This window comes from Pseudothauera hydrothermalis, assembly GCF_003345255.1.
Classification (GTDB): domain Bacteria; phylum Pseudomonadota; class Gammaproteobacteria; order Burkholderiales; family Rhodocyclaceae; genus Pseudothauera; species Pseudothauera hydrothermalis.
Window position 1 is genome coordinate 162,674 of record NZ_CP029331.1, and the last position, 25,809, is coordinate 188,482.

At 64.0% G+C, this 25,809-nt stretch carries 21 protein-coding genes; 12 read left to right on the forward strand and 9 right to left on the reverse strand.

What is annotated here, in order from left to right; genetic code table 11:
* Positions 1-80 precede the first annotated feature (80 nt).
* The 10 genes from DIE29_RS00735 to DIE29_RS00780 all read left to right on the forward strand — a co-directional run bounded on the left by DIE29_RS00735 (position 81) and on the right by DIE29_RS00780 (position 14,253).
* On the forward strand, positions 81-1,157 hold the full coding sequence (locus tag DIE29_RS00735) for a pilus assembly protein PilM (protein ID WP_418333082.1): 1,077 nt from the start codon (positions 81-83) through the stop codon (positions 1,155-1,157).
* Complete coding sequence (locus DIE29_RS00740; RefSeq protein WP_102040578.1) at positions 1,154-1,732, forward strand: PilN domain-containing protein; 579 nt, start codon at positions 1,154-1,156, stop codon at positions 1,730-1,732. The genes DIE29_RS00735 and DIE29_RS00740 overlap by 4 nt, the downstream gene beginning before the upstream one ends.
* Positions 1,729-2,406, forward strand: a complete 678-nt coding sequence (locus tag DIE29_RS00745; protein WP_114648914.1) for a type IV pilus inner membrane component PilO — start codon at positions 1,729-1,731, stop codon at positions 2,404-2,406. The genes DIE29_RS00740 and DIE29_RS00745 overlap by 4 nt, the downstream gene beginning before the upstream one ends.
* 29 nt (positions 2,407-2,435) lie before the next feature.
* Positions 2,436-2,948, forward strand: coding sequence for a pilus assembly protein PilP (locus DIE29_RS00750; RefSeq protein WP_237269479.1), 513 nt, complete (start codon positions 2,436-2,438; stop codon positions 2,946-2,948).
* Entirely contained in the window at positions 2,945-5,056 is a 2,112-nt protein-coding gene (pilQ, locus tag DIE29_RS00755) for a type IV pilus secretin PilQ (protein ID WP_114648916.1), read from the forward strand. Before DIE29_RS00750 ends, pilQ begins: the two co-directional genes overlap by 4 nt.
* Positions 5,057-5,169: 113 nt before the next feature.
* Positions 5,170-5,667: a shikimate kinase gene (locus tag DIE29_RS00760; RefSeq protein ID WP_205409754.1), complete on the forward strand. Its 498-nt coding sequence runs from the start codon at positions 5,170-5,172 to the stop codon at positions 5,665-5,667.
* A complete protein-coding gene (gene aroB, locus DIE29_RS00765; RefSeq protein ID WP_114650220.1) occupies positions 5,664-6,746 on the forward strand; it encodes a 3-dehydroquinate synthase in 1,083 nt (360 codons plus the stop codon). The genes DIE29_RS00760 and aroB overlap by 4 nt, the downstream gene beginning before the upstream one ends.
* Positions 6,743-7,867, forward strand: coding sequence for a deoxyguanosinetriphosphate triphosphohydrolase (locus DIE29_RS00770; protein ID WP_114648918.1), 1,125 nt, complete (start codon positions 6,743-6,745; stop codon positions 7,865-7,867). The genes aroB and DIE29_RS00770 overlap by 4 nt, the downstream gene beginning before the upstream one ends.
* A 247-nt stretch (positions 7,868-8,114) precedes the next feature.
* Positions 8,115-12,788: a glutamate synthase large subunit gene (gene gltB, locus DIE29_RS00775; protein ID WP_114648919.1), complete on the forward strand. Its 4,674-nt coding sequence runs from the start codon at positions 8,115-8,117 to the stop codon at positions 12,786-12,788.
* Between the two features lies 1 nt (position 12,789).
* Complete coding sequence (locus tag DIE29_RS00780; protein WP_114648920.1) at positions 12,790-14,253, forward strand: glutamate synthase subunit beta; 1,464 nt, start codon at positions 12,790-12,792, stop codon at positions 14,251-14,253.
* Between the two features lie 50 nt (positions 14,254-14,303).
* Here DIE29_RS00780 and DIE29_RS00785 read toward each other — a convergent pair whose 3' ends face one another.
* Positions 14,304-15,491 (reverse strand): acetate/propionate family kinase, encoded by a 1,188-nt coding sequence (locus tag DIE29_RS00785; protein WP_114648921.1) that lies wholly within the window; start codon positions 15,489-15,491, stop codon positions 14,304-14,306.
* Positions 15,488-16,900 (reverse strand): bifunctional enoyl-CoA hydratase/phosphate acetyltransferase, encoded by a 1,413-nt coding sequence (locus tag DIE29_RS00790; protein ID WP_102040587.1) that lies wholly within the window; start codon positions 16,898-16,900, stop codon positions 15,488-15,490. The genes DIE29_RS00785 and DIE29_RS00790 overlap by 4 nt, the downstream gene beginning before the upstream one ends.
* A gap of 199 nt (positions 16,901-17,099) precedes the next feature.
* Here DIE29_RS00790 and glmU point away from each other — a divergent pair, with 199 nt between their 5' ends.
* Both glmU and glmS read left to right on the forward strand, forming a co-directional pair.
* Positions 17,100-18,470 (forward strand): bifunctional UDP-N-acetylglucosamine diphosphorylase/glucosamine-1-phosphate N-acetyltransferase GlmU, encoded by a 1,371-nt coding sequence (gene glmU, locus DIE29_RS00795; protein ID WP_102040588.1) that lies wholly within the window; start codon positions 17,100-17,102, stop codon positions 18,468-18,470.
* Positions 18,471-18,472: 2 nt separating this feature from the next.
* Positions 18,473-20,302: a glutamine--fructose-6-phosphate transaminase (isomerizing) gene (gene glmS / locus DIE29_RS00800; RefSeq protein ID WP_102040589.1), complete on the forward strand. Its 1,830-nt coding sequence runs from the start codon at positions 18,473-18,475 to the stop codon at positions 20,300-20,302.
* A 29-nt stretch (positions 20,303-20,331) separates the two neighbouring features.
* Here the strand turns inward: glmS and DIE29_RS00805 are convergent, their stop codons facing one another.
* The 7 genes from DIE29_RS00805 to DIE29_RS00835 form a co-directional block, all read right to left on the reverse strand.
* Positions 20,332-20,790: a GNAT family N-acetyltransferase gene (locus tag DIE29_RS00805; protein WP_114648922.1), complete on the reverse strand. Its 459-nt coding sequence runs from the start codon at positions 20,788-20,790 to the stop codon at positions 20,332-20,334.
* Positions 20,787-21,224, reverse strand: coding sequence for a GyrI-like domain-containing protein (locus DIE29_RS00810; RefSeq protein ID WP_114648923.1), 438 nt, complete (start codon positions 21,222-21,224; stop codon positions 20,787-20,789). Before DIE29_RS00810 ends, DIE29_RS00805 begins: the two co-directional genes overlap by 4 nt.
* 29 nt (positions 21,225-21,253) lie before the next feature.
* Positions 21,254-22,030, reverse strand: coding sequence for a CPBP family glutamic-type intramembrane protease (locus DIE29_RS00815; RefSeq protein WP_205409755.1), 777 nt, complete (start codon positions 22,028-22,030; stop codon positions 21,254-21,256).
* Positions 22,031-22,192: 162 nt separating this feature from the next.
* A complete protein-coding gene (locus DIE29_RS00820; RefSeq protein WP_102040592.1) occupies positions 22,193-22,630 on the reverse strand; it encodes an SRPBCC domain-containing protein in 438 nt (145 codons plus the stop codon).
* Positions 22,631-22,708: 78 nt separating this feature from the next.
* The gene (locus tag DIE29_RS00825) at positions 22,709-23,869 is read right to left on the reverse strand and encodes an ABC transporter substrate-binding protein (RefSeq protein ID WP_114648924.1); all 1,161 of its coding nucleotides are present in this window, start codon (positions 23,867-23,869) and stop codon (positions 22,709-22,711) included.
* Positions 23,870-23,962: 93 nt separating this feature from the next.
* The gene (locus tag DIE29_RS00830; protein WP_102040594.1) at positions 23,963-24,919 is read right to left on the reverse strand and encodes a branched-chain amino acid ABC transporter permease; all 957 of its coding nucleotides are present in this window, start codon (positions 24,917-24,919) and stop codon (positions 23,963-23,965) included.
* Positions 24,916-25,794, reverse strand: a complete 879-nt coding sequence (locus tag DIE29_RS00835) for a branched-chain amino acid ABC transporter permease (protein WP_114648925.1) — start codon at positions 25,792-25,794, stop codon at positions 24,916-24,918. The genes DIE29_RS00830 and DIE29_RS00835 overlap by 4 nt, the downstream gene beginning before the upstream one ends.
* Positions 25,795-25,809 lie beyond the last annotated feature (15 nt).

Consider the following 25,809-nt stretch of genomic DNA (forward strand, 5'->3'; position numbering starts at 1 on the left):
ACTTGACAATGTTGTTGCTAGCATTTGAGATGCTTATTTAGTAAATAAGCCTAACATAAAGAAATTAAAGGATTTTCTTTGTGATCGACTTCGCCATGTTCAGCCCCAAGGCGCGACAGTTGGCCGGTCTGGATATTTCATCTTCATCGGTCAAGCTGGTCGAATTGTCGGGCTCGGAAAAAGAGGGGTTCCGTGTCGAACGCTATGCGATCGAGCTGCTACCCCGCGATGCGGTGGTCGATGGCAACATCGCCAACCTGGAAGCGGTGGGCGAATCGATCCGCCGGGCAGCGCGCCGCATGGGCGCGGGGCTGAAGAACGTGGCGGTTGCGCTGCCTGCTTCTGCGGTCATCACCAAGAAAATCATCCTGCCAGCAGGCTTGCGCGAGCAGGAAATGGAAGTTCAGGTCGAGTCCGAGGCCAATCAGTACATCCCCTTTGCGCTGGACGAGGTGAACCTGGATTTTCAGGTCATCGGGCCGTTGGGGGACAGCGCCGACGAGGTCGAGGTGCTGATTGCCGCATCGCGTAAGGAAAAAGTCGAGGATCGTGTGGCTGCGGCCGAACTGGCGGGACTCAAGGCGGTCATCATGGATGTCGATTCGTTCGCCGCGCAGGCGGCGTTCGAGCTGATCCGCCGCCGCCTGCCCGGGCAGGGGCGTGATCAGATCATCGCGCTGATCAGCATCGGCGCCAGCGTGACCACGGTCACTGTGTTACGCAATGGCCAGCAGGTCTACAGCCGTGAGCAGTCCTTCGGCGGCAATCAACTGACCCAGGACATCGCCCGGCAATACGGCATGAGCCTGGAAGAGGCCGAAGCCGCCAAACGCAGCGCCAGTTTGCCGAAGGATTACGAAACCGACCTGCTCCGCCCATTTCTCGACAGCCTCGCCCTCGAGGTGTCCCGGGCGCTGCAGTTCTTCTTCACTTCCACGCAGTACAACCAGGTCGATCACATCGTGTTGGCCGGCGGCTGCGCAGTCCTACCCGGTCTGGCGGAACTGGTTGGCGGCCGCACACAGATTCCGACAAGCGTTGCCAATCCCTTCGAAGGCATGTCCCTGTCCTCACAGGTCCGCCCCAAGGCCCTGCAGGCGGACGCGCCGGGTATGCTGGTCGCGTGCGGGCTGGCCATGCGGAGGTTCGACACATGATCCGCATCAACCTGTTGCCGCACCGCGAGATCAAGCGCAAAGAACGCCGCCAGCAGTTCTATGTGGTCTCCGGGCTGATGATCGTTTTGGGGTTGGCGATTGCTTTTGCGGTGCATACCGTGATTGGCGGGTTCATCGAGCGTCAGGACCGCAAGAATCAGATTTTCAAAACCGAGATCGCCAAGCTCGACACGGAAATCGCCGAAATCAAACGCCTTCGGGAACAAATCGACGCCCTGCTGGCCCGTAAGCGGGTGATCGAATCCTTGCAAAGCGACCGCGCCCAAACGGTGCATGTGCTCAACGAAATGGCCCGCCAGATGCCTGAAGGGATCTATCTGAAGTCGATCAAACAGACTGCCAGGCTGATCACCTTGGTCGGCTACGCGCAGTCGAACGCGCGGGTTTCCCATCTCATGCGGGCGCTGGACGAATCGCCCTACCTCACTCAGCCGCAATTGGTCGAAATCAAGGCCGCAACGGTGGACGGTCGCCGAGTCGGCGAATTCACCCTCAACGTCACCATCGAGCAACCCAAGGAAGAACAAGGCGGCATCAAGGAGATGCGTGGATGAAGCCGAACCAGATCCGCGGTGCAGCCAAAGCGATCGACTTCGATCGGATCGTACAAGACTTCAAGGGGCTGGACCCGAACGACCCCGGGCTGTGGCCCACCGCACCCAAGGTGGCGGTGTTCATCGGGCTGCTGGTCGCCACGCTCGCGGCGGCATGGTGGTTCGATTGGCGGGATCAAATGGAGACGCTCGCCCAGCACGAGGCCGAAGAAATCACCTTGCGCGAACAGTGGGTGACCAAAAAACGCCTTGCGGTCAACCTCGATGAGCATAAGCGGCAACTGGAGGAAATCGACCGCCAGTTCGGTGCGCTGCTGCGGCAGTTGCCCAACCGCGCCGAAATGGATTCGCTGTTGGCCGAGATCAACCAGGCCGGTCTGGGGCGCGGCCTGCAGTTTGATCTGTTCAAACCCGGTGCGGACGTGATCAAAGACTTTTACGCTGAAATGCCCATCGATATCCGTGTGCTCGGCGGCTACCACGATCTGGGCGCATTTGCCGGCGATGTGGCCAAGATGTCGCGGATTGTCACGCTCAACGATATTGCTGTCGAGGGGACGCGGGACGGGCGCTTGAAACTCGAAGCCAAGGCGGTGACCTATCGCTATCTCGACGAGGAAGAACTGGCAGCTCACAAACAGGCAGCGCAGAAAAAGGCCGGGGAACGCAAATGAGGGGCCGCATTCAACTCAGCGCTTCGGTCATGGTGTTGGCCGTCGGCTTGCTCGCCGGGTGCGCGAGCGAGGAAGAGGACATCCATGCGTGGATGGCGCAGCAAGCACAGGGAATGCGGGGAGCGGTCAAGCCGCTGCCCGAAATCAAGCCTTTTCCTATCGTCGAGTATGAGGCACAGGGTTTGATAAGTCCGTTCAGCAGCGAGCGCATTGTGCCCGAACAGCGCGCGGGCAGCGGTGGCGGCGGGGGCCTCAAGCCGGATTTGAACCGGCGCCGTGAGCCGCTGGAAGCTTATCCGCTGGAATCGCTGACCATGGTCGGCGTCATCATGCAAGGCAAACAGGCTGAAGCATTGATCAAAGCGGACAATGCCATTCACCAAGTCAGGGTCGGCAACTATATGGGCCAGAATTTCGGTGTGGTGACCGCAATTTCGGAAACCGAAGTGAAATTGCGTGAACTCGTCGAAGATGCCAATGGCGACTGGATAGAACGAAGCAGTTCGCTGCTTTTGCAGGAGCAGCAGGGGAGTAAACAATGAAAATTCGCATCGCGACGCTGCTGCTCGCAGCCTTGTTTGCCGGATCGGGACTGAGCCCGTTCACGGTGCGTGCGCAAAGCGCCGTCGAACAGGCCCAGGCCAGCGCTGGAAACCGTATCGAAAACCTCGAAGTTGCCCAGCAAGGCGGCTCAGTGTATGTCAAGCTGACTCTGCAGCAGCCCTTGTCTGCCGTGCCGGCGAGTTTCAGCGTGGCCAACCCCGCGCGTATCGCTTTCGATTTTCCGGGAACGGCGAACGCACTGGGACGCAATACGCAGCCGATCAATGCCGGCGACCTCGTCAGCGCCAACATCGTGCAAGCCGGCGACCGCACCCGCCTGGTACTGAACTTGGCGCGCATGGCGCCATATGAAACCCGCCTGGAAGGCAATGCGCTGATCATCACGCTCAGCCCGATTCCGCAAGAAACCATCGTCCAGGCCACGGCAGAACAGCCGATCGCCAATTTTGCCGCTTCATCGTCTGCTGCAGCCGAGGCAAGCAAGAGTATTCGCGATGTGAATTTTCGCAGAGGGAAAGAAGGCGAAGGTCGGGTCATGGTGGAACTTTCCAGCCCGGACACGCCCATCGATATCCGCAAGCAGGGTCCGAATCTGATCGTGGAGTTCATCAAAACCGCCCTGCCCGAGCATTTGCGCCGTCGCTCCGACGTGCTCGATTTCGGTACTCCGGTGAGCGCCATCACCGCGCAACAGCAAGGCGATAACGTTCGTCTGGTGGTCACCCCAACCGGATTGTGGGAGCACAACGCCTATCAAAGCGACAACATGTTCGTGCTCGAAGTCCGTCGTGTGACCGAGGACCCGAACAAGCTGGTGCAAGGTACGCCGCGTGGGCAGTACGGCGGCGAGCGGCTGTCGCTCAATTTCCAGAACATCGATGTCCGGGCAGTGTTGCAGGTGATTGCCGATTTCACCGATTTCAACATCATCACCAGCGATTCGGTCAGTGGCAACTTGACCTTGCGGCTCAAGGACGTGCCATGGGATCAGGCGCTGGACATCATTTTGCAGGCCAAGGGCCTGGACATGCGCAAAAATGGCAATGTGATCTGGATTGCGCCCAGCGAGGAGCTGGCGACCCGGGAGAAGTTGCAACTGGAAGCGCTTGCCCAGATTGGTGATTTGGAGCCGTTGCAAACCGAGAGCTTTCAGATCAACTACCATCGGGCCAAGGAGATCCACGACTTCCTCAAAAGTCGTGATCAGACGCTGCTGTCCAAACGCGGAAGCGTCGTCGTGGACGATCGCAGCAACAAGATTTTCGTGACCGATGTGGCTTCACGTCTGGCCGATGTGCGTCGTGTGATCGGCGAAATCGATGTGGCGCCTCGGCAGGTGCTGATCGAAGCGCGTATCGTCGAAGCGACCAAGGACTTCGCCCGAGAAGTCGGCGTGCGCATGAACTTTACGGATAATGCTGCGATGCGCTTGGGCGACAGCGCGCGCTTGGGTATGGGGCAAATTCCCGGCGTTGGCCAGCCGTTGACCGGAACCGGGGCGCAAAGTGGTGTGGCGCCATCGGCCACGTTCTCGACACTGAACTTGGCGTTGTTCAATGCTTCGGCAACCCGTTTCCTCAATCTCGAACTCTCTGCGCTCGAATCCGACGGACGGGGGCGGGTCATCTCCAGTCCCCGGGTGCTGACTGCCAATCAGGTCGAGGCGGTCATCGAACAGGGTGAGGAAATTCCCTATCAAGAGGCGACCAGTTCGGGTGCGACCAACGTCTCATTCAAAAAAGCGGTGCTGTCCCTGAAGGTCAAGCCCATGATCACGCCGGATGGGCGTATCCAGCTTCAGGTGGCGGTCAATAAAGACCGCGCGGTGTTCGATGCGCGCTTCCCTGTGCCTGCCATCGACACCAAAAACGTCAGAACCGAGGCGCTGGTCGAAAACGGCGGGACCGTGGTACTGGGCGGGATTTACGAAGAGTCCAATGACGACAGTGTTTCCCGCGTACCGGTGCTGGGCGAAATCCCAGTGGTCGGTGCTTTGTTCCGGAACACCAAGCGCTCGTCCAAACGCTCCGAGCTATTGGTTTTCATCACACCGCGTATCGTCTCCGAAGCACTGACCCTGCGCTGATTGGCGGCCCCTTACCATCGATGCCGAATAGCGCGCCGCGTGCATGCGGCGCGTCGGCGTTTTGCGCTTGACATCAATCTAACACCTGCGTGGATCGAATCGTTCTGATCGGCATGATGGGCGCCGGCAAGACCACCATCGGACGCGAGTTGGCAAAGCGCTGCGGGATGCGCTTCGTCGATTGCGATCATGAAATCGAAGCGCGCACCGGCGTGAATATCCCCACGATTTTCGAAATCGAGGGCGAGGCGGGGTTTCGCCGGCGGGAGTCCCAGGTCATCGATGAACTCACCCGGTCCGACGGTGTGGTGATCGCCACCGGCGGAGGGGCGGTCCTGGATCCTGCTAATCGCGCGCTGTTGGCCGAACGCGGCGTGGTGATCTATCTTAATGTGCCGCCGCAAATCTTGTGGGAGCGCACCCGCAATGACCGCAACCGCCCGTTGCTGCAGGTGCCGAATCCGCGCGAGCATATTGCGGCGCTGCATCGTCAGCGCGATCCGCTTTACCGGGAAATTGCCGACATTATTGTCGACGGGGGGCGGAGCAACCCCGGCAGCATGGTGCGGCAGATTCTGAAAGCGCTGGAGTCCTGCGAAAAATGGTCTTGAATACCCTCGATGTTGCGCTCGGTGAGCGCAGCTATCCCATTCATATCGGCCGCGGCCTGCTCGACGACCCGTCGCTGATTCTTGCGCGGCTGAAGTATCCGAGGGTGGCGATTGTGACCAACGACCGGGTGGGGCCGCTTTATCTCGAGCGTCTCGAAAGCGGGTTGCAGGCCAATGGTGTGCGCACTACGGCGGTCGTGCTGCCCGATGGCGAGGTCTATAAGGATTGGCAGACGCTTAATCTGATCTTCGATGCCCTGCTGTCGGCGCGCTGTGAGCGCTCCACCACGCTGATCGCGCTCGGTGGTGGCGTGGTGGGCGACATGGCCGGATTCGCCGCAGCCACCTATCAGCGCGGCATGCCATTCATCCAAGTGCCGACGACGCTGCTGTCGCAGGTCGATTCCTCGGTGGGTGGCAAAACCGCCATCAACCACCCCTTGGGCAAGAACATGATCGGCGCTTTTTACCAGCCCCGGCTGGTGCTGGCCGACACCGCCACGCTCGACACTTTGCCCGAGCGGGAGCTGAAAGCCGGTTTGGCAGAAGTCATCAAATACGGCCTGATACGCGACCTTGCTTTCTTCGAATGGCTGGAAGCGCATCTCGAGCGCTTGCTCGATCGCGATCCAGCGGCGCTGGCTTATGCCATCGAGCGCTCCTGCCGCAACAAGGCCGAGGTGGTGGCTGCCGACGAAACCGAGCGAGGCGAACGCGCGTTGCTCAATCTTGGGCATACCTTCGGGCATGCCATCGAAGCGGGGCTGGGCTACGGCCACTGGCTGCATGGCGAGGCGGTGGCGGCCGGCACGGTCATGGCCGCGCACCTGTCGTGCCAGCTCGGTTGGCTGGAGGCGGCGGCGTTGGAGCGGGTAATGGCGCTGTTTGGTCGCGCCGGGTTGCCGGTAAAAGGACCGGCGTTGGGCGCGGCGCGCTATCTCGATCTGATGGCGCATGACAAAAAAGTGGAAGCCGGTCGCCTGCGACTGGTGCTGCTGCGGGCGATTGGCCAGGCGGTGGTGAGTGATGCGGCCTCGGGCGAACAGATTGCTGCAACCATCGAGGCGTGCTGTGCATGAACGCGCTTGCCCCTTACGCGGTCGACGAGCGTCATTCCCGGGGGCGGGTACATGCCGAACCGCCTCCGGTCGAACGCAGCGAGTTTCAGCGCGATCGTGATCGCATCGTGCATTCCACCGCCTTCCGGCGCCTGGAGTACAAGACCCAGGTGTTCGTTAACCACGAAGGCGACCTTTTTCGCACCCGGCTGACCCACAGCATCGAAGTCGCGCAGATTTCGCGCAGCATTGCGCGTATTCTGGGCTTGAACGAGGATTTGGCCGAGGCCATCGCGCTGGCCCACGATCTGGGGCATACGCCCTTCGGTCATGCCGGGCAGGAGGCGCTCAATGCCTGCATGAAGGCGTATGGCGGTTTCGAGCACAATTTACAGTCGCTGCGCACCGTCGATCTGCTCGAAGAGCACTATGCGGGTTTCGACGGCTTGAACCTGTGTTTTGAAACCCGCGAGGGCATCCTCAAACACTGCTCGCGGGTTCATGCCACGCAACTCGGCGAGCTGGGCCAGCGCTTTCTGGACGGCACCCAGCCGTCGCTCGAAGCGCAATTGGCCAACCTGGCCGATGAGATTGCCTACAACAACCATGATGTGGACGATGGGCTGCGCTCCGGGCTGATCACCTTGGAACAGCTCGAAGCCGTGCCGGTGTTTGCCGACAACCGGCGCGAGGTCGAGCGGCTCTGGCCCGGTCTGGCCGGGCGCCGGCTGATTCACGAGACTATCCGACGGATGATCAATCAAATGGTGCTCGACCTGATTGCCCAAACCCGTGCGAACATCGCCGCGGCACGGGTGGAGTCGCTGGCCGATGTCCGTGCCGCGCCGCGGCTGGTGGCGTACTCCGATCAATTGCGTCCGCGCCTGCAGGTGTTGAAGACCTTCCTGCGCGACAATCTATACCATCACTATCAGGTGCTGCGTATGACCGACAAGGCGCGGCGCATCGTCCGCGACCTGTTCGACGCTTTCATGGCCGACCCCCGTCTGCTGCCGCCGCAGTATCAGCGCCGCGCAGCCGATGACAAGCCGCGCGCCATTGCCGACTACATCGCTGGCATGACCGACCGCTACGCCATCAAGGAGCATCGCCGCCTCTTTGCGGTGGGTGAAATCCACTGACCGATCATGGAGTTGCCGCAGCGCAAAAAACTTGAACGATACAGGGCAGGGGGGTATATTCATCGGCCGCTCTGCAAAAAGTAAGATGCGGGCGCCTGTGTGCGCGACGACAAAAACCGCCGGTGCTAGAGGACCGGCGTTTTTTTGCGCGATGCACTTTTTTTGGTGCGGGCGATTGCTTCAGCTGGCTGCGGCCTGATTCGTGCCGGATTCGTCCGGCGAACGTGTTGTTTCGAGGAAGAACGAGATGGATCTCCCCCAGAAGCAGGGTTTATACGACCCGGCAAACGAACACGATGCCTGTGGCGTGGGTTTCATTGCTCACATCAAGGGCCGGAAGTCTCACGATATCATCCTGCAGGGCCTCGAAATCCTGAAAAATCTGGATCATCGCGGCGCGGTGGGGGCAGACCCGCTGCAGGGCGACGGCGCAGGCATCCTGATCCAGATCCCGGACCAGCTCTACCGCGAAGAAATGGCCAAGCAGGGGGTCGTCCTGCCGGAGCCAGGCGAATACGGTGTCGGCATGGTGTTCATGCCCAAAGAACAAGCATCGCGTCTGGCCTGTGAAGAAGAAATCGAGCGCGCGGTGCGCGCCGAAGGTCAGGTGGTGCTGGGCTGGCGCGATGTGCCGGTCAACCGTGAGATGCCGATGAGCCCTGCGGTCAAGGCCAAAGAGCCGGTGATCCGGCAGGTTTTCGTTGGCCGCGGCCCGGACATCATGGTTACCGAGGCGCTCGAGCGCAAGCTCTACGTGGCGCGCCGTCGCGCCGCCAACGCCATCAACGCGTTGAATCTCAAGCACGGACAGGAGTTCTACATGGTCTCCATGTCCGCGCGCACCGTAAACTACAAGGGTCTGCTGCTTGCCCATCAGGTGGGCGAGTATTACCTCGACCTGGTCGATCCGCGTGCGGTGTCCGCCCTGGCGCTGGTGCATCAGCGCTTTTCGACCAATACCTTCCCGAAATGGAATCTCGCGCATCCGTTCCGCTACATCGCCCATAACGGCGAAATCAACACCCTGCGCGGCAACTACAACTGGATGCGCGCACGTGAAAAAGGCGTGTCTTCGCCGATGCTGGGCGCCGATCTCGAAAAGATCTGGCCGTTGATCTACCCTGGCCAGTCCGACTCGGCCGCCTTCGACAATGCGCTCGAACTGCTGGTGATGAGCGGCTATTCCTTGGCCCACGCGGTGATGATGATGATCCCCGAGGCCTGGGAGTCGCACACTCACATGGACGAGCGCCGTCGTGCGTTTTACGAATATCACGCGGCGATGATGGAACCGTGGGATGGCCCCGCCGCGGTGGCGTTTACCGACGGGCGGCAGATTGGCGCCACCTTGGACCGCAATGGTCTGCGCCCGGCGCGCTATCTGGTCACCGATGACGATCTGGTGGTGATGGCTTCCGAATCGGGTGTGTTGCCGATCCCGGAAAGCAAGATCGTCAAGAAGTGGCGGCTGCAACCCGGCAAGATGTTCCTGATCGACATGGAGCAAGGCCGCATCATCGACGACAAAGAGCTCAAGGAGTCGCTCGCCAGCGCACGCCCTTACGCCGAGTGGTTGCGCCGCATCAACATCAAGCTCGATGGCCTGGAAGCGCCGGCCCGTGCGGCGGCGCCCGAGTGCACCGCCAGCCTGCTCGACCGTCAGCAGGCTTTCGGCTACACCCAGGAGGACATCAAGTTCATCCTCGAACCGATGGGCAAATCCGGCGAGGAAGCCACCGGCTCGATGGGCAACGATTCGCCGCTGGCGGTGTTGTCTGCCAAGGAGAAGCCGCTCTACAACTACTTCCGGCAGCTTTTCGCCCAGGTCACCAACCCGCCGATCGATCCGATCCGCGAGCAACTGGTGATGTCGCTGGTGTCCTTCATCGGGCCGCGTCCCAACCTGCTGGAAATCAACGAGATCAACCCGCCGTTCCGTCTGGAGGTGTCGCAGCCGGTGCTGGATTTTGCCGACATGGCCAAGATCCGCAACATCGCGCGTTACACCCACAACAAGTTCCGCTCGGCCGAGCTGGACATCTGCTATCCGGCCGCCTGGGGTAAGGAAGGCGTGGAGGCGCGTCTGGCGTCGCTGTGTGCCGAGGCCGAAGACGCGGTGCTGCAGGGCTACAACATCCTGGTGGTGTCCGACCGCAAGGTCGATGCCGACAATGTTGCCATCCCGGCCCTGCTGGCGCTCTCGGCGATCCACCAGCATCTGGTCACCAAGGGCCTGCGCACCCGCACCGGCCTGGTAGTCGAAACCGGCAGCGCACGCGAGGTGCACCATTTTGCAGTGCTCGCCGGTTATGGGGCCGAGGCGGTTCACCCCTATCTGGCGCTGGAAACTCTGCAGAGCCTCGCAGGCGACGCCGAAACGGCAGAAAAATACGTCAAGCACTTCGTCAAGGCCATTGGCAAGGGCTTGATGAAGGTGATGTCCAAAATGGGCATTTCCACCTACATGTCCTATACCGGCGCGCAGATTTTCGAAGCGGTCGGTCTGCAACAAGCGCTGCTCGACAAATATTTCACCGGCACCGTCAGCCAGGTCGAAGGCATGGGCGTGTTCGAGGTCATGGAAGAATCCATCCGCCTGCACAAGAAAGCCTTCGGCGCGGACCCAGTGCTTGCCAACATGCTCGATGCCGGCGGTGAATACGCTTACCGTGTGCGCGGCGACGAGCATATGTGGACGCCGGATGCCATCGCCAAGCTGCAGCACGCCACCCGCTCGGGCAAGTTCGACACCTACAAGGAATATGCCCGCCTGATCAACGACCAGAGCAAGCGCCATATGACGCTGCGCGGACTGTTCGAGATCAAACCCGCCGCACCGCCGGTGCCGCTGGAGGAGGTCGAACCGGCCAAGGAGATCGTCAAGCGTTTTGCCACCGGCGCAATGTCGCTCGGCTCCATCTCCACCGAGGCGCATACCACCTTGGCCATCGCCATGAACCGCATCGGCGGCAAATCCAACACCGGTGAAGGCGGCGAGGATCCGATGCGCTTCAAGCCCATCGTCCAGGCCATGAAGCTCTCCGAAATCATCGGCAAGAGCCGCGTCGAGCGCGATATCGAGCTGTCTGCGGGCGACTCGTTGCGCTCGGCGATCAAGCAAGTGGCCTCCGGTCGCTTTGGCGTCACCGCCGAGTATTTGGTCAATGCCGACCAAATCCAGATCAAGATGGCCCAAGGGGCCAAACCCGGCGAAGGCGGTCAGCTACCCGGCCACAAGGTGTCCGAATATATCGGCTATCTGCGCCACTCGGTGCCCGGGGTCGGCTTGATTTCGCCTCCGCCGCACCATGACATCTATTCGATCGAAGACTTGGCGCAGCTCATCCATGATCTGAAGAACGTCAATCCGCAGGCCAGCATCTCGGTGAAGCTGGTGTCCGAGATCGGCGTCGGCACCGTGGCCGCGGGGGTGGCCAAGGCCAAAGCCGACCACATCGTCATTGCCGGTCATGACGGCGGCACCGGCGCTTCGCCCTGGAGCTCGATCAAGCACGCCGGCTCGCCGTGGGAACTGGGCCTGGCCGAGACCCAGCAGACCCTGGTGCTCAACCGTCTGCGCTCGCGCGTGCGGGTGCAAGTCGACGGCCAGATGAAAACCGGCCGCGACGTGGTCATCGGCGCGCTGCTGGGCGCGGATGAATTTGGTTTCGCCACCGCGCCGTTGGTCGTGGAAGGCTGCATCATGATGCGCAAGTGCCACCTCAACACCTGTCCGGTGGGGGTGGCCACCCAGGACCCGGTGCTGCGCGCGCGCTTCCAGGGGCAGCCTGAACACGTGGTGAATTACTTCTTCTTTGTGGCCGAAGAGGTGCGCGAACTGATGGCCCAATTGGGCATCCGCAAGTTCGACGACCTGATCGGGCGTGCCGATCTGCTCGACATGAAGAAGGGCATCGAGCACTGGAAGGCACGCGGACTGGACTACTCCCGCATTTTCTACCGTCCCAACGTGCCGGCCAGCGTGCCCCGGCTACACACCGAAAACCAGGATCACGGGCTGGACAAAGCGCTTGACAACCAACTCATCGAGCTGGCCCGGCCGGCGCTGGAAAAAGGCGAAAAAGTCCGTATCGAACTGCCGGTGCGCAATATCAACCGCACCGTGGGCGCCATGCTCTCCGGGCGCGTTGCCCAGGCCTATGGCCATGCCGGCCTGCCTGCCGACACCATCCACGTCAAGCTGACCGGCACCGCCGGACAGTCTTTTGGCGCCTTCCTGGCGCGAGGCGTGACTTTGGAGCTGGTGGGCGAGGGCAACGACTATGTTGGCAAGGGCCTGTCCGGCGGGCGTATCGTGGTGCGTCCGCCGGCCGAGTTCCGCGGTGCCACCGCTGACAACATCATCGTGGGTAACACCGTGCTCTATGGCGCCACCGAAGGCGAGGTGTACTTTGCCGGCGTGGCCGGCGAACGCTTCGCGGTGCGCAACTCCGGCGCCACCGCGGTGGTGGAAGGCGTGGGCGACCATGGCTGCGAATACATGACCGGCGGCACCGTGGTGGTGTTGGGCCAGACCGGGCGCAACTTTGCCGCAGGCATGTCGGGCGGAGTGGCTTACGTGCTCGATGAGGACGACAGCTTCGCGCAGCGCTGCAACATGGCGCAGGTGGCCCTCGAGCCGCTGCCCGATGAGATCGAGGCGCGCAAAGGCTCGGAATCGGGCGATGAGCTCGAATCCCACGGGCTGGTGGACATCGACCACCTCACCATGGGTGACGAGTTGATCCTCAAGGGCCTGATCGAGCGCCATGTGCGCTTCACCGGCAGTGCGCGTGCGCGCATGATCCTGGATGACTGGGCCCATTGGCGTGGGCGCTTCAAGAAGGTCTTCCCGCACGAATACCGTCGCGCGCTGGCCGAGATGGCCGCGCAAAAGCAACAGCAACTGGAGGCCGCTTGAGATGGGCAAGCCGACTGGGTTCCTCGAATACCAGCGCCTTTCCGAGGCGTACAAGCCCGCAGCCGAGCGGGTCAAGGACTACCGCGAATTCACCGTCCGCCTGACCGATGCACAAGCCGCGGTGCAGGGGGCGCGCTGCATGGACTGCGGCATTCCGTTCTGCAACAACGGCTGTCCGGTCAACAACATCATTCCGGACTGGAATGACTTGGTCTATCGCGGCGATTGGCACAACGCCCTCCAGGTGCTGCATTCGACCAACAATTTCCCGGAATTTACCGGCCGCATTTGTCCGGCGCCCTGTGAGGCGGCATGCACCCTGGGCATCAACGCCGATCCGGTCGGCATCAAGTCGATCGAGCGGGCGATCATCGATAAGGCATGGGAAGAAGGCTGGGTGCAGCCTCAGCCGCCGGCGGCGAAGACCGGCAAGAAAGTGGCCATTGTCGGCTCCGGCCCGGCGGGCTTGGCTGCGGCGCAGCAATTGGCCCGGGTCGGCCATGATGTCACCGTGTTCGAAAAGAACGATCGCATCGGTGGCCTGCTGCGCTACGGCATCCCCGACTTCAAAATGGAAAAGCATCTCATCGACCGCCGCATCCGGCAAATGGAGGCCGAAGGAGTGACTTTCCGGACCGAGGTGCTGGTTGGCCCCAGCGACGTGCCTGCGGGCATCATCAACGATGCTACCGAAGTGCTCTCGGCCGAAGCGCTGAGGAGCTCCTTCGATGCGGTCATTCTGGCCGGTGGCGCGGAAGTGCCGCGCGATCTGCCGGTGCCGGGGCGTGAGCTTGCCGGCGTGCATTTCGCTCTGGAGTTTCTCATTCCGCAGAACAAGCAAGTGGCCGGCGGCGCGCCCAACCCGATCTCTGCCAAGGGCAAGCATGTGGTGGTGGTCGGCGGCGGCGACACCGGCTCGGACTGTGTCGGCACCGCCAACCGGCATGGCGCCTTGTCGGTCACCCAGCTCGAATTGATGCCGATGCCGCCCGAGCAGGAAAACAAGGCGCTGACCTGGCCGTACTGGCCGGTGAAGCTGCGCACCTCCACCTCTCACGAGGAAGGCTGCGAGCGGGAGTTTGCCGTGGCCACCAAGGCGTTCGTTGGTGAGAACGGTCGGGTCAAGGCGCTCAAAGTCGTCCGCCTGGCGTGGAAGGACGGCAAAATGAGCGAGGTGCCGGGCTCCGAGTTCGAGCTCAAGGCCGATCTGGTGCTGTTTGCCATGGGCTTTACCAATCCTTTGGGCTCGGTGCTCGACAGCTTCGGTGTGGAAAAAGACAGCCGTGGCAATGCCCGTGCCAGCACCGACGGCGAAGGGTGTTATGCCACCAACGTGCCCGGCGTGTTCGCCGCGGGCGACATGCGGCGAGGACAGTCGCTGGTGGTGTGGGCGATTCGTGAGGGCCGTCAGTGCGCGCGCGAGGTCGATGCCTTCCTGATGGGCGACAGCGTGCTGCCGCGCTGAGTGCGCTGTGACCGTGGCTTGAGCCGGGCGGCCTGCGGGCCGCCCTGCTTTTACCCGCGGCCGAGTAGCTCTATGGTATAGCGCGCAATCATGCCTTCCTCGTTGGTCGGCACCACTGCTACAGCCACCCGGCTGTTGGCGTTGTCGATGCGCAGGCGATGCGCTTCGTTGGCCACCGCATCGATCTCAACCCCCAGCCAGGCGGCCATTTGCGCAACCTTGGCGCGCACCGGCGCGGCGTGTTCGCCAATGCCGCCGGTAAAGACCAGCGCATCCAAACCGCCTGCCGCCGCGGCCAAGGAGCCCAGCTCGCGTGCGATCCGGTAGCAGAACAGATCCACCGCCTCACGCGCTTCGGCGGCGTCGGAAGCGAGCAGCGTGCGCATATCCTGGCTGATGCCGGACACACCCAGCAGACCGGATTCCTTGTAAAGCAGCCGGGTGAGCGCCTTGGCGTCCATGCCCTTGTGCTCCATCAGGTAGAGCAGCACGCCGGGGTCCACACTGCCGCTGCGGGTGCCCATCATCAGCCCTTCAACCGCAGTGAAGCCCATTGTTGAGGCGACGCTTTGACCGCCGCGCATTGCGCACATCGATGCGCCGTTGCCAAGATGAGCAATCACCACGGCGCCCGCGGCCCGCTCACCGATGACCTGCGGCAGCTGGCGCGCCACGTAGTCGTAGGACAAGCCGTGGAAGCCGTAGCGTTTGATGCCTTCGGCGCTCAGCGCACGGGGCAGTGCAAACGCTTGTGCAAGCGCAGGCTGGGTACGATGGAAAGCGGTATCGAAGCAGCCGACCTGCGCAATGTCGGGCAGCAACGCCGCTACCGCGCGCACCGCGCGCAGATTGTGCGGCTGGTGCAGCGGGGCGAGCGGCACGAATTCGTCCAGTTCGCGCAGCACCGCCTCGGTCAGGCGCACCGGCGCACTGTAGCGCTCGCCGCCATGGACGATGCGATGTCCGGCGGCGATGATTTCCAGGTCCGGATTGTGTGCGCTCAACCAGCGCAACAGATGGGTCAGCGCGTCCCGATGCTGTTCGGCCTGCTCTCCGGTGCTGATCACCGGCTCGCGATAGCGCGTGCCGTGGGCATCATGGGCCGAGAGCTCGGGCATGGCGCCGATGCCTTCGATCTGCCCGGCCAGCGCCGCGCGCTCGGCCAGCGTCGGTTCGGTGGCAAACAGCGCAAACTTCAGGCTGCTCGATCCGGCGTTGAGAACCAGTACCGCTTTCATCCGATCTTCGCCTCCCGCCGTTTGTGCGCGATCAATTGCACGATGGCGCAGGAGGCCGCGCGGGTTTCTGCGGTGTCGGCGCGGCTGGTCAGCACGATGGGCACCCGCGCGCCCAGCACCACGCCGGCCATCAAGGCATCGGCCAGATATTCGAGCTGCTTGGCCAGCATGTTGCCGGATTCCAGGTCCGGCACCACCAGGATGTCGGCGTTGCCGGCGACCGCCGAGCGGATGCCCTTGGTTTTGGCAGCGACCAGTGATACCGCGTTGTCGAAGGCCAAGGGGCCGTCGAGCACCCCGCCTTTGATCTGGCCGCGGTCGGCCATCTTGCACAGTGCGGCCGCTTCGATGGTGGAACGGATCTTGGGCGTGACCGTTTCCACCGCCGACAGGATGGCCACCTTGGGTTCGGCCAAGCCCAGCACATGCGCCAGGTCGATGGCGTTCTGGATGATGTCGACCTTGGCCTCCAGCGTGGGCTCGATGTTGATCGCCGCATCGGTGATCATCAGTGGATGCGGATAAGTTGGCACGTCGGCCAGGAACACGTGGCTGATGCGCCGCGCGGTGCGCAGACCGCCTTCCTTGGCCACCACCGCGCTCATCAGCTCGTCGGTGTGCAGCGAACCTTTCATCAGCGCCTCGGCCCCGCCGTCGCGGCACAGGGCCACCGCGGCATCGGCGGCCGCGTGGCTATGCGGCACATCGACGATGCGCAAGCCGCGGATGTCGATGTCGTGCTCTTCGGCCACCGCGCGGATTTTGGCTTCGGGGCCGATCAGGATGGGCTCGACCAGGCCCGCGCGCGCAGCCTGGATGGGGCCGCGCAGCGATTCGGCATCGCACGGGTGGGCCACTGCGATTGGAATCGGCGCCAGGCCCGAACTGACCGACAGCAGATGACTGTAGCGCAGCTCGCGATCCGAAATATGCACCTCGGGCAGATTCACCCGCGGACGCTTGATCTTTTCGGTCGGCGCCAGCACCTCGGCGGTGCCATCGATGACCTTGAGCCCGTCCTGATTGACCGCCAGGCAGTCGAACATAATGTGATGGTTGTGCTCGAACTTCTCGCGGCAGGTCACGGTGATGGTCAGCGTGTCGCCAATGGTGATTGGCCGCCAGAAACTGAGGCTTTGCGACACATACACCGTGCCCGGGCCGGGGAATTCGGTGCCCAGCACGGTGGAAATCAAGGTGCTGCCCCACATGCTGTGACCGACCACTTCGCGGAACTGGCTGGAACGGGCAAATTCCGGGTCGACATGGGTGGGATTGACGTCGCCGGACATCACGGCAAAAAGATGGATGTCTTCCGGCCTCAGGGTGCGGACCAACTGGGCGAAATCGCCCACCTGGATCTCGTCGAAGGTGCGGTTCTGGATGAATTGCTGGACTGCTTGCTCCATGCGGACTCCGGCTATCGGTAAGCGTGGTGAAGGAACGATTCTAGCCATGATCGATGACCATTATTAGACAATGGTCAAAGAGTCTGTGCAGTGCAACAAAAATTTTGCAGCGTCGAAACCGCTGTGCAATCCATCCGCGCAGAGGCTGTAGTCGGCGGTGTTAGAATCGCCGCCATTTCCCCCACGCCCTGGAGTTTCGATGGAAGTGGTCGTTCTTGCCGCCGGGCAGGGCAAACGCATGCGCTCTGCGTTGCCCAAGGTGCTGCAACCGCTCGCCGGGCGCCCGCTGCTGGCGCATGTGCTGGATACCGCGCGCCGTCTGCAGGCTAAGCGCATCTGCGTGGTGTTCGGCCATGGCGGCGAGCAGGTGCGCGAGCGGCTCGATGCCCCTGACCTCGTATGGGTGCGGCAGGCCGAACAACTCGGCACCGGTCATGCGGTGCAGCAGGCGCTGCCGCAGCTTACCGACGATGACACCGCGCTGGTGCTCTATGGCGACGTGCCGCTGATCGGCGCCGCCACGCTGCATCGCCTGTGCGCCGCGGCAGGCGATGCACGGCTTGCGCTGCTTACCGTTGAACTCGATGACCCCACTGGCTATGGGCGCATTCTGCGTGAGGCCGACGGGCGCGTCAGCCGCATCGTCGAACAGAAAGATGCCAGCGCGGCCGAGCGAGAAGTGCGCGAGGTCAATACCGGTATCCTGGTTGCTCCGGTCGCCCGCTTGCGCGACTGGTTGGCACGTGTCGGAAACGATAATGCCCAAGGGGAGTATTACCTGACCGACATCATCGGACTGGCGGTGGCCGATGGTGTCGAAGTGGTCACCGAACGGCCGGACGCGGTCTGGGAAACCCTGGGTGTCAATAGCAAACCGCAACTTGCCGAACTGGAGCGCATCTACCAGCGCAATATCGCGCTACGCTTGATGGAGGCGGGTGTGACCCTGATCGACCCGGCGCGCATCGATGTGCGCGGCGAGCTGGTCTGTGGGCGCGACGTCGAGATCGATGTCAATTGTGTTTTCGAAGGCCGGGTGGAGTTGGCCGACGGCGTGCGCATCGGTGCCAACTGCGTGATTCGCGATGCGGTCATCGGGCAGGGCAGCCGCATCGCGCCCTTCTCCCACGTCGAATCCACCCGCATGGGCGCAGCCTGCGTGATCGGCCCCTACGCGCGTACCCGCCCGGGCACCGAGCTGGGCGCGGATGTGCATTTGGGCAATTTCGTCGAAGTGAAGAACAGCCGTATCGCCGACCATTCCAAGGCCAATCATCTGGCCTATGTGGGCGACGCCGACGTCGGCAGCCGGGTGAATATCGGCGCCGGCACCATTACCTGCAACTATGACGGCGCCAACAAACACCGCACAGTGATCGAAGACGATGTGTTCATAGGCTCGGATACCCAGCTCGTTGCCCCGGTGCGGGTGGGGCGCGGTGCCACCCTGGGCGCGGGCACTACGCTGACCAAGGACGCGCCGGCCGGACAGCTCACCGTATCGCGCGCCCGGCAGGTGAGCCTTGCTGGCTGGCGGCGGCCGGTCAAGAACAAGCCAGAAGGAGTCTGATCATGTGCGGCATCGTTACCGCCATTGCGACCACCGATATCGTGCCGGTCCTGCTCGAAGGGCTGCGCAAGCTCGAATACCGTGGCTACGATTCCGCCGGTCTGGCGGTGATTGCCGACGGCCGCCTGCGCCGCCTGCGCTCGGCCGGCCGGGTGGCCGATCTGGCTGCGCTGGCAGCCGGTGACAACCTCAGCGCCCGCCTCGGCATTGCCCACACCCGCTGGGCCACCCACGGCGTGCCCTCCGAGCGCAACGCTCATCCGCATATCTCCGGCGGGTTGGCCGTAGTGCACAACGGCATCATCGAAAACTTCGAGGCCATCAAGGGCGCGCTGCAGGCCGATGGCTACGTGTTCGAGTCCGACACCGACACCGAAGCCATCGCCCACTTGATCCATAGCAAACTCGCCGCCGGCGCCGATCTGTTCGAGGCGGTGCGCCTGGCCTCCAATGCGCTCACCGGCGCCTACGCCATTGGTGTGATCGCCCAAGCCGAGCCGGATCGCGCAGTAGTTGCACGCAGTGGCGCCCCGCTGCTGCTGGGCGTGGGCGAGGGCGGCATGTTTGCCGCCTCCGATACCGCCGCGCTGCTGCAGGTCACCCGCAAGGTGGTCTACCTGGAAGACGGCGATGTGGCCGAACTGCGTCTGGATGGTTACCGCATCCTGCGCCCGGACGGCAGCGCGGTGGAGCGCGAGGTGCATCTGTCCAGCCTGTCGGCCGACGCGGTGGAGCTGGGCCAGTTCCGCCACTACATGCAGAAGGAAATCTTCGAGCAGCCCCAGGCGCTGGCCAACACGCTGGAGACCATCGCCGGCGGCGGCTCGGTTGCGGCGCAACTTTTCGGCGCGCGTGCGCCGGAAGTGTTCGCCGGGGTCAAGCGCGTGCTGGTGATTGCCTGCGGCACCAGTTACCACGCCGGCCTGGTGGCGCGTTACTGGTTGGAAGCGGTCGCCAAGCTGCCGTGCGCGGTGGAAATTGCCAGCGAGTACCGCTACCGCGAGTCGGTGCCCGATCCCGACACCTTAGTGGTGGCCATCTCCCAGTCGGGCGAAACCGCCGATACCTTGGCTGCGCTCAAACATGCCACTGCGCTCGGCATGACCCGCACGCTGGCGATCTGCAACGTGCCCGAATCGGCCATCGTGCGCGAAGCCAGCCTGCGCTTCATCACCCGCGCCGGCCCGGAGATCGGTGTGGCCTCCACCAAGGCTTTCACCACCCAGCTCGCCGCGCTGGCGCTGCTCACGCTGACGCTGGCCAAGCTCGCCGGCCGCCTGTCGGCCGAGGACGAGGCGCGCTATCTACAGAATCTTCGTCACCTGCCGGTTGCAGTGCAGAAAGTGCTGGAGCTGGAGCCGCAGATCGAACGCTGGGCGCAGCGCTTCGCCGCCAAGCAACATGCGCTCTTTCTCGGTCGCGGCCGCCACTGGCCGATCGCCATGGAAGGCGCGCTCAAGCTCAAGGAAATCTCCTATATCCATGCCGAAGCCTATGCCGCAGGCGAACTCAAGCACGGCCCGCTGGCCCTGGTCGACCGCGACATGCCGGTGATTGCCGTCGCCCCGGCCGATGAGCTGCTGGAAAAGCTCAAATCCAACCTGCAGGAAGTGCGCGCCCGCGGCGGCGAACTGTATGTGTTCGCCGACGCCGGTAGCGAGATCGCCGAATCCGAGGGCGTACACATCCTGCACATGCCGGAGCACTACGGCATGCTCTCCCCGGTGCTCCACGTCATCCCGCTGCAGCTCTTGTCGTATCACGCGGCGCTGGTCAAGGGGACGGATGTCGATAAACCGCGCAACTTGGCCAAATCGGTCACGGTGGAGTGAGTCAAGAGCGCAGCGCTGAGGCGCTGCGCTCAGCGCCGCCAGGTGTAGGTCCAAAAGGGATCTTCGGCGCTGGGGGCGGCCAGGCGCTGCCACCCCAGCGCGTCGAAGAAGGCCTGTGCGCCCGGGTTGTCCTCGGCGACGTAGGCGCGCCAGTGGCGGCGCGTGTGCATCGCGGGCTGCGCGAGCAAGGCCTGCCAGGCACGTCGGCCCCATCCCTGGCCTCGTTGCGACGGATCGACAGCGAAATCGCTGATCAGCCACGCCCCATGCTCGGGTTCGGGCACCAGGCCGATGACCGCCACCAGCGCCTGCGCTTCGCCAATCGCCCATTGCTCGCCCACCGGGTCGGCCATCACGTGGGCAAGCCACCCGTCATCCATCGGCCCCAGGTGCTGGTCCAGCAGCGGGTCGGTGTACCACTGGCGATAAACCGGGAAATCCTGCGCCTCGAAGCGGCGCACCCACAACGGGGAGGACTCACGGTTCATTCGACGATCCCGATCTGGATCTCGATGCGGTTGTCCGGCGCATCGGGGCCGTGCCAGACGTGGTAGACCTCGCGGCTGTCACCGCTGGCGCGCAGGCCGGCCTCGGCCATGGCGTGCAGCAGCGGCTGATAGCCGTGGCAGAAGAGATCAGAGAGCGGCCCCTCGTACACCCGCCGCGCACAGCGCAGCGCCGGCAGCATGGACAGCCCCGCCCCCTCGACCGGCAGGCAGAAATCCAGATCGAAGGGCGTGTGCGCCTCCTGCGGCAGGCCGCGGGCGGCGAAGATCGGCGGGCCGTTGACTGTCAAGCCGCGCGCCTGCGCTTCGGCGTGCAAGTCGGCATAGGCCTGCGCGGCCTGGGTGCCGACGGCATCCAGGCTCAGGCGGTGCGAGCGGCGCAGCACAGTGACGGGGGCAGTGGTGTGAAGTTCCATCGGTCCTCCGGGTTCTGAAGTTCTGGGGGTCATCCGCCCAGCCCGGCCTGCAGCGCAGCCAGGGCCAGGTGGGTGGCGGCATGGGCGGCCATGGCGGCTTCCAGGTGGTGGCGGCAGAACAGCCACCCATAGACCACCCCGCCCAGCCCGTTGAGCAGCAGCGTGCGCGCCACCAGCGTGGTCTCCAGCTCGACCTGAGCCGCCAGGACCGGCAGATGCGCGGCCCCAAAGACCAGGGCCGACAGCGCCACGGCCAACCCGAGGGCCAGACGCGCATGCGCCGGGCCCAAGACGCGCAGCAGCGCCCAGGCCAGCAGGCTCATCGCGCCCCAGCGGGCGATGACCTCCTCGGCCAGGCCACCGTAGAGCAAACCGACCACGAGGCGTGATCCGGCCAGGTCGGGCGGGGCCTGTACGAGCGCTCGCCAGCCCTCGCTCCATGCAGGGCTCAACAGCCTGTCCAAGGCCTGCACGGCGATGCCAACGAAAAGTCCCCATCCCACACTGGCCGCCCACAGCCGAAGCGGCTGACGCGCCGGGGCGGTGCCGGCAAGCAGGCTGCGCAGACCCACCCGATGCGCCAGGGCCGCCCCGACCGCACTCGCGGCCATCACCAGCAGCAGCGGGTTCAGGGCCAGCGCGGCGCGTTGCGCCCACGGCGGCAAGGCCGCCAGCTCGGGCGCGGCGGCCAGCAGCGCCGCCGGCGGGGCCTGCCCCATCAGGGCGATGATGCCCAAGAGCCCAACCGCCAGCACCGGCAGGGCGCGGCGCGACCAGGACGAGGGTGCAGGATCAGGGCGGTTCACAGACGGGCTCCGAAACAGAAAAACGATGGGGCCCGATCCGCGAAGCGGCATCGCCAGCGAGGGGCCAAAACGCCGATTATCGTCCCTGACCCAGCGCTTATCCAAGCCCGTTTGCATACCGGTTGTGCAATGGCAGGGCCGGTACCGGCCGATTGCCACGGTTCAGGGCGCTTCGGCACGGGCCTTGAGGGCTGCGTTCATGGCCAGGAAGCCTTGCCGGGTGGCCCCCTGCAGGCTGCGCCGCAGGAAGGGTTCCAGCAGGCCGGAAAAATGTTCGCCGTGCACGAACTTCACCCGCCCTTCTGCCTGGGGCAGGATGCGGAAGTAATGCTCCCCGTCCAAGAGGCCCGGCACCAGAAAACGCCCCTTCCAGCGCAGTTCCCGGGCGTTGTCGGCAACCAGGACCCTGGGCTTGAAGGCCATGCCCGCCTGTCCCGGCGGACGGATGGAGACGCTCAGCCGCGCCCCCGGGCGCAGCGGCCCACTGATGCTGACAATGAAAGGGTTCCACGCCGGATAGGCCGGGAACCCGGTCAGCACCGCCCAGACCCGTTCCGGGTGGGCCAGGATATCGATTTCGGTTTCGATAGTGGTCGTCATCGACGGTCCGTTTGTCTGCAATCGGGGTGAAGAAAGCGACCCGGTACAGGCCGCTTCAGATGGCGCGGGCGCGCCGCATCAGCGCAAGTAGTCGGTAAGGAGTTGCCAGCGACCGTCGCGGATCTGCGCCAGCCGGCCGTGGCGGTTGCCGAGGTGGTCGTCCGGGGAAAAACGATACACTGGGCCGCCGAAAATGTCCGGTGCGGTCTGTAACCGCTCCAGCGCCGCGACGAAGCGTTCGGTGTCCAGCTCGGGGCCCGCCTGTTGTGCGGCTTGCACAAAGAGATCGGCCACGGTGTAGCCCATCACGCTCCACACATTCGGGGCGGTGCCAAAGCGTTCGCGGTAACGCGCGATCCAGGCTGCCAATGCCGGGGAGGCATCTTCCGCATAGGGGTGCGGCAGCACCGAGACGCCGTACAAGCCCTCGACCGCGTCGCCGCCGAGTTCGTGGGTCTGCGCGGAATAGCCGGAGGCGGTGACCAACATGTCCACGTCCCAGCCCAGTTTGCGTGCCTCCTGCATGGCCGCCACCGTCTCCCGCACCACGGTGGCCAGTACCACCAGATCGCAGTCGGCAGCGCGCAGCCGGGCGATCTGGCTGGAAAAGTCAGTGGCACCGCGTTTGTAGCTGGTGCGTTCGGTAAGCGGCTTGCCGAGCTTCTGCAAGGCCGCCTCGACCCCCTTCATCACTTCCAGGCCGTAGTCGTCGTCCTGGTAGAGCAGGCAGGTGCGCGCATAGCCTTTGGTTTGCACCATGTGCCGGGTGGCGGCTTCCATGTAATCCCTATAGGGCGCGAAGATCTGGAACTTGAGCGGGTGCAGCGGGGCGTAGGTCGATTCATGCGGCGAGAAAGGAAATAGATGCGCCCGCCCGGCTTCCACGATCATCGGCATGGTGGCCATCACCACCGGGGTGCCTAGGTTGGCGAGAAAAGCAAACGCCCGGTCGCGTTGCAGCAGCTTACGCGCCGCCAGCACGGCCTTTTTGGGGTCATAGGCGGCGTCTTCGACCACCAGCCGCAGTGTGCGGCCGTACAGGCCGCCGGCGGTGTTGACCTCTTCGAAGCGCATCAGCATGCCGTCTCGCACCGGCGCGCCGAGCATGGCAACCGGGCCGGACAAGTCCTGAATGCTGCCGACGACGATTTCGTCGCGGCTCACACCGGGCGTCTGCGCCGCGGCCGACAGGGCCAGCAGTGCAAAGGTTGCGGCGAGCAAGGCAGGGAAACGGATCATGGCGGACCTCGATGAGTTTCTACACCGAAGGTCGCATTATCCAGTGATTCATAATTATGGCTAGCGCCGGCATGCCTGCGTGGGGACGGAAGACTAGCTGCCCGCCAGTCCCTGTGGGCGCCATCGCACCACCGCCACCAGCACCACGCCGAATAACAGCAATTCCAAGCCCGCGGTGTTGGCCAGATCGGCGGGCAGCAGATCGCGCAGCACGGCGATCGACTGCGGGATGGCCACGATCACCAGCGCGCCCCATAGCGCGCCGGCCAGATGGCGGACGCCGCCGATGAACGCCAGCATCAGCAATTCGAACGACAGCAGCAGGCCAAACTGCTCCGGGCTGAGAAAGCCGATCCAATGCGCGTACAGCGCGCCGGCCAGCCCAGAGAGGCCGCCGCCGAGGATAAAGGCTGCGCGTTTGACGCGCACCCGGTCAATACCGCAGGCTGCGGCCGCGTCCTCGTCGGCGCGTACCGCCCGCCAGGCGCGGCCCAGCCGCGAATCCACCCAGCGTTGGCAGGCCCACCACGCCAGCGCCAGTGCCAGGGTGCTCACCAGCGCCTGCGCTGCGGCACTGTCCGCGGTGAAGGGGCCAATGACCAACGCCGGCACGCCAAGACCTGCCGCGCCGCCGGTCAGCGTGCGCCAGCGCACCAGCACCTCTTCGACGATCAGCGCAAAGGCCAGCGTGCTCATGGCAAAGTACAAGCCGCCCAGGCGATGTGCCGGCAGACTGGCGAGCCAGCCGCCCGCAGCAGCCACCGCGATGGCCAGTGGCAGCGATAGCGCTGCAGGGACGCCGTGGCGGACCAGCAGGCCCTGGGTGTAGGCGCCCAAGGCGAGCAGGGCGCCTTGTCCCAGCGAAATCTGTCCGGCCTGACCGACGATCAGCACCACGCCGAGTCCGGCAATCGCAAACGTGGCCACCAAGGCCAACTGGCCCAGCGCGTAGTCCGCACCCAGGAACGCCGCCAATGCAGCGCCGGCAGCGAGCAACAGGGCAGCGTGCCTGCCGCGGCCGGGTTTGCCCGGGCTCCCGCGCGGCGTCATCCGCGTAGCCTCCCGAATGCTGAGCCCAGACCCTGAGGACACAGGAACAGCGCCGCCATCAGCAGCAGGTAAGGCACCAGGTCTTTGATCCCTTCCGGCAACACCAGCCCGGCCAGGGCCTCGGCCAGGCCGAGGAAGATGCCGGCCGCCAGGGCGCCCGGCAGGCTGGTCAGGCCGCCCAGTACAGCGGCTGGAAAAGCCTTCAGGGCGACCAGCCCCATGCCCAGATGTACAAAGGTGATCGGCGCCAGCAACAGGCCGGCAAAAGCCGCCAGTCCCGCGCCCAGCGCCCAGGCCAGGGTGTGCATGGCGGCCACCGGCACACCCATCAGCGCAGCGGCGCGGGCGTCTTCCGCACAGGCGCGCAGTGCAAGCCCCACGCGGGTGTGGCGAAAAAACAGTGTCAGCGCAACCGCTACCGCCACGGTGGCCAGGATGACCGCCGCATGGGCCGGCGCCACGGCCAGGTGGCCCAGGCGTAACGGTTCCTCGCCAAAAGGCAGGGCAAGCCGGTGCATGGACTGACTGGCTGCGGGGATGGTCGCGACCGCCCCGCGCAACACCAGACCGATGCCGAAAGTCAGCAGCACCGCGGTCAGATGCGGCTGGCCGAGCGCGCGGCGCAGTATGCTGCGCTCCAACCCGGCCCCCAGGGCGACCATGCCGGCCAGCCCGACCGGCACGGCCAGCGCCAGCGGCCAGCCTGCGCCGGCGTTGAGTGCCAGCACCGCAAAGGCGCCCAGCATCAACAGTTCCCCCTGCATGAAGCTCACCGTTGCGGTGGCCTTGTAGATCAGCACGAAGGACAGCGCCACCAGCCCGTAGACACAGCCGATGGCCAGGCCGCTGGCGAGCACCTGAAGAACGCTCTGCATGGGGCCGAAGAATAG

Excerpts from the sequence above, each read along its gene's own strand:
- DIE29_RS00750 (WP_237269479.1), top strand. The coding sequence starts at position 2,436 with ATGGTGTTGGCCGTCGGCTTGCTCGCCGGGTGCGCGAGCGAGGAAGAG.
- DIE29_RS00760 (WP_205409754.1), top strand. The coding sequence starts at position 5,170 with ATGATGGGCGCCGGCAAGACCACCATCGGACGCGAGTTGGCAAAGCGC.
- DIE29_RS00790 (WP_102040587.1), bottom strand. The coding sequence starts at position 16,900 with ATGGAGCAAGCAGTCCAGCAATTCATCCAGAACCGCACCTTCGACGAG.
- DIE29_RS00835 (WP_114648925.1), bottom strand. The coding sequence starts at position 25,794 with ATGCAGAGCGTTCTTCAGGTGCTCGCCAGCGGCCTGGCCATCGGCTGT.
- DIE29_RS00820 (WP_102040592.1), bottom strand. The coding sequence starts at position 22,630 with ATGACGACCACTATCGAAACCGAAATCGATATCCTGGCCCACCCGGAA.
- pilQ (WP_114648916.1), top strand. The coding sequence starts at position 2,945 with ATGAAAATTCGCATCGCGACGCTGCTGCTCGCAGCCTTGTTTGCCGGA.
- glmU (WP_102040588.1), top strand. The coding sequence starts at position 17,100 with ATGGAAGTGGTCGTTCTTGCCGCCGGGCAGGGCAAACGCATGCGCTCT.
- DIE29_RS00740 (WP_102040578.1), top strand. The coding sequence starts at position 1,154 with ATGATCCGCATCAACCTGTTGCCGCACCGCGAGATCAAGCGCAAAGAA.
- DIE29_RS00810 (WP_114648923.1), bottom strand. The coding sequence starts at position 21,224 with ATGGAACTTCACACCACTGCCCCCGTCACTGTGCTGCGCCGCTCGCAC.
- DIE29_RS00830 (WP_102040594.1), bottom strand. The coding sequence starts at position 24,919 with ATGACGCCGCGCGGGAGCCCGGGCAAACCCGGCCGCGGCAGGCACGCT.
- DIE29_RS00805 (WP_114648922.1), bottom strand. The coding sequence starts at position 20,790 with ATGAACCGTGAGTCCTCCCCGTTGTGGGTGCGCCGCTTCGAGGCGCAG.
- DIE29_RS00785 (WP_114648921.1), bottom strand. The coding sequence starts at position 15,491 with ATGAAAGCGGTACTGGTTCTCAACGCCGGATCGAGCAGCCTGAAGTTT.
- DIE29_RS00825 (WP_114648924.1), bottom strand. The coding sequence starts at position 23,869 with ATGATCCGTTTCCCTGCCTTGCTCGCCGCAACCTTTGCACTGCTGGCC.
- DIE29_RS00770 (WP_114648918.1), top strand. The coding sequence starts at position 6,743 with ATGAACGCGCTTGCCCCTTACGCGGTCGACGAGCGTCATTCCCGGGGG.
- DIE29_RS00745 (WP_114648914.1), top strand. The coding sequence starts at position 1,729 with ATGAAGCCGAACCAGATCCGCGGTGCAGCCAAAGCGATCGACTTCGAT.
- glmS (WP_102040589.1), top strand. The coding sequence starts at position 18,473 with ATGTGCGGCATCGTTACCGCCATTGCGACCACCGATATCGTGCCGGTC.
- DIE29_RS00780 (WP_114648920.1), top strand. The coding sequence starts at position 12,790 with ATGGGCAAGCCGACTGGGTTCCTCGAATACCAGCGCCTTTCCGAGGCG.
- gltB (WP_114648919.1), top strand. The coding sequence starts at position 8,115 with ATGGATCTCCCCCAGAAGCAGGGTTTATACGACCCGGCAAACGAACAC.